At 61.3% G+C, this 1,954-nt stretch carries 2 protein-coding genes and 1 pseudogene; all 3 read right to left on the bottom strand.

The annotated features are described in order from the left end of the window. Nucleotides 1-63: 63 nt before the first annotated feature. Nucleotides 64-1,104, bottom strand: coding sequence for a tRNA (adenosine(37)-N6)-threonylcarbamoyltransferase complex transferase subunit TsaD (gene tsaD, locus POTG_RS17965; RefSeq protein WP_009226276.1), 1,041 nt, complete (start codon nucleotides 1,102-1,104; stop codon nucleotides 64-66). After that, nucleotides 1,098-1,592, bottom strand: coding sequence for a ribosomal protein S18-alanine N-acetyltransferase (rimI, locus tag POTG_RS17960; RefSeq protein WP_036646106.1), 495 nt, complete (start codon nucleotides 1,590-1,592; stop codon nucleotides 1,098-1,100). The genes tsaD and rimI overlap by 7 nt, the downstream gene beginning before the upstream one ends. A gap of 18 nt (nucleotides 1,593-1,610) precedes the next feature. Further along, a pseudogene (locus POTG_RS17955) lies at nucleotides 1,611-1,954 on the bottom strand (tRNA (adenosine(37)-N6)-threonylcarbamoyltransferase complex dimerization subunit type 1 TsaB); the annotation flags it as partial.

Here is a 1,954-nt window from a genome sequence, read left to right as displayed (position 1 = left end):
TAAGAAAAAAGGCCGGACAGTTTGTCCGGCCTTTTGTTTTGGGCGATGGGCCCGATTTGAACCTTAACCCTGGCCGACAGACCAGCCCTCCAGCGAAAGGGAAGGCTCGGCTTTCAGCTCCAGGTCGGAAAATTCACCGCTGCGCCATTTCAAATAGGCGGCTGCGCCAATCATCGCGGCGTTGTCGGTGCAATACTTCAGCGAAGGAATCAACAAGGCGATGCCTTCGCGCTCACAGCGCTCGGTCAACGCCGCGCGCAGCCCGCGATTGGCAGCGACGCCCCCGCAAAGCAACAGCTGGCGGGAGCCGGTTGCCTTGACGGCGCGGACCGCTTTTTCCACCAGCACTTCGATCACCGACTCTTGGAATCCGCGGGCAATCGCCGCTTGGTAGCCGTCCTCGCCGCGCATCTTGTGCTGGTTCACCGCGTTTAGTACAGCCGATTTGAGTCCGCTTAAGCTGAAGTCGTAAGAGTCCGGCTCCAGCCAAGCCCGAGGCAGCTCCTCTGCTTCCTCCGCCTCTGCAGCGAGCTTGTCCACGAAGGGGCCTCCGGGATAGGGGAAGCCCAACGCCCGGGCCACCTTGTCATAAGCCTCGCCAACGGCATCATCGCGCGTCCGTCCGAGCAGGCGGAAGCTTCCTTCCCGCTCCATCAGCACCAGCTCCGTATGACCGCCCGAGACAACCAGCGCCATGGACGGATACAACATCTCCGCCTCCAAGCGATTGGCGTAGATGTGACCGGCGATATGATGAACGCCAATCAGCGGCTTGTCCAATGCGAAAGCAAGGCTCTTGGCCGCCATAATGCCGACGAGCAGCGCGCCAACCAAGCCGGGCCCTTCCGTCACGGCGATCGCTGACAGCGATTCCGGCGCAATTCCCGCCTCCTGCACCGCTTCCTCCAGCATCCGCGTAATGCTCTCGACATGCTTGCGCGAAGCGACCTCCGGCACCACGCCGCCAAACGCCCGGTGCGTTTCGATCTGGCTGGCGATGAGGTTGGACAGAACCTCCGTCCCGTTCTTCACCACGGCGGCCGAGGTTTCGTCACAACTCGTTTCCACCGCCAAAATATACACATCTTGCTCTTGCTTTACCACGAACCTTCGCTTCCTTCCCCGGTTTCCGACTGCGACCTTGGCAGCTCGCACCACATTATGATTGCATCTTCATGATTATCGGAATAATACCCTTTTCGCACGCCTGCCGGGGTAAAGCCCATTTTCTCATAAAGCGTGCGGGCAACGATATTGGACACCCGCACCTCCAGCGTCATCCGGACCATCCCCAGCTCAATGGCCCAGTCCATCATCCGACGCAGCAGCTTCTCCCCGAGATGACGGCCGCGATAAGCGGTACGAACAGCAATGTTCGTGACATGGGCCTCATCGAGGATCGTCCACATCCCGGCATACCCAATCGTTTCGCCGCGATATTCCATGATTTGATACCGTGCAAAATGGTTATGTGTTAACTCGTTGCGGAACGCTTCCTCACTCCACGGGAGCGTAAACGATTCATGCTCGATCACCATGACGGCCGGCAGATCCGCCAGCGTCATGTTGCGAAATACGATATCTTGTTCCAGCTTCGCCGCCCCCTCGCCTTAAGCGTTCCGCAGCCGTTTGGCTTCGGCTTCGGCCAGCTGCGTATAGTTCGGCTCCAGCGCATGTACGTCGTCCGCCGGCAGCACGGTGCGCGCCACGCCGGCGATGCCGACCCATGCGCCCTCCAGCTCGTAGGGCACGAGCTGGACGAGCTCGCCGAAGGCGGCGATCAGCGGCGCGATCGCCGCCTCATGCTTCTCGGTCTCGCCCACGAACCAGAGGCGGGCCGGCCGTTCCTCTGCGGGCAGCTGCTCCAGCTGCCGCTTCAGCTCGTCGGCCCACCCGTCCATGAGCCGGATCGCGTCGGGTTCGAGACGCTCCGGCAGACCGCCCGGCGCTGGTG

The sequence above is a fragment of the Paenibacillus sp. oral taxon 786 str. D14 genome, assembly GCF_000159955.1.
GTDB classification, from domain to species: domain Bacteria; phylum Bacillota; class Bacilli; order Paenibacillales; family Paenibacillaceae; genus Fontibacillus; species Fontibacillus phoenicis.
Note: the sequence above shows the minus strand (reverse complement) of the source record. Positions and strands in the feature narration are given on the sequence as shown.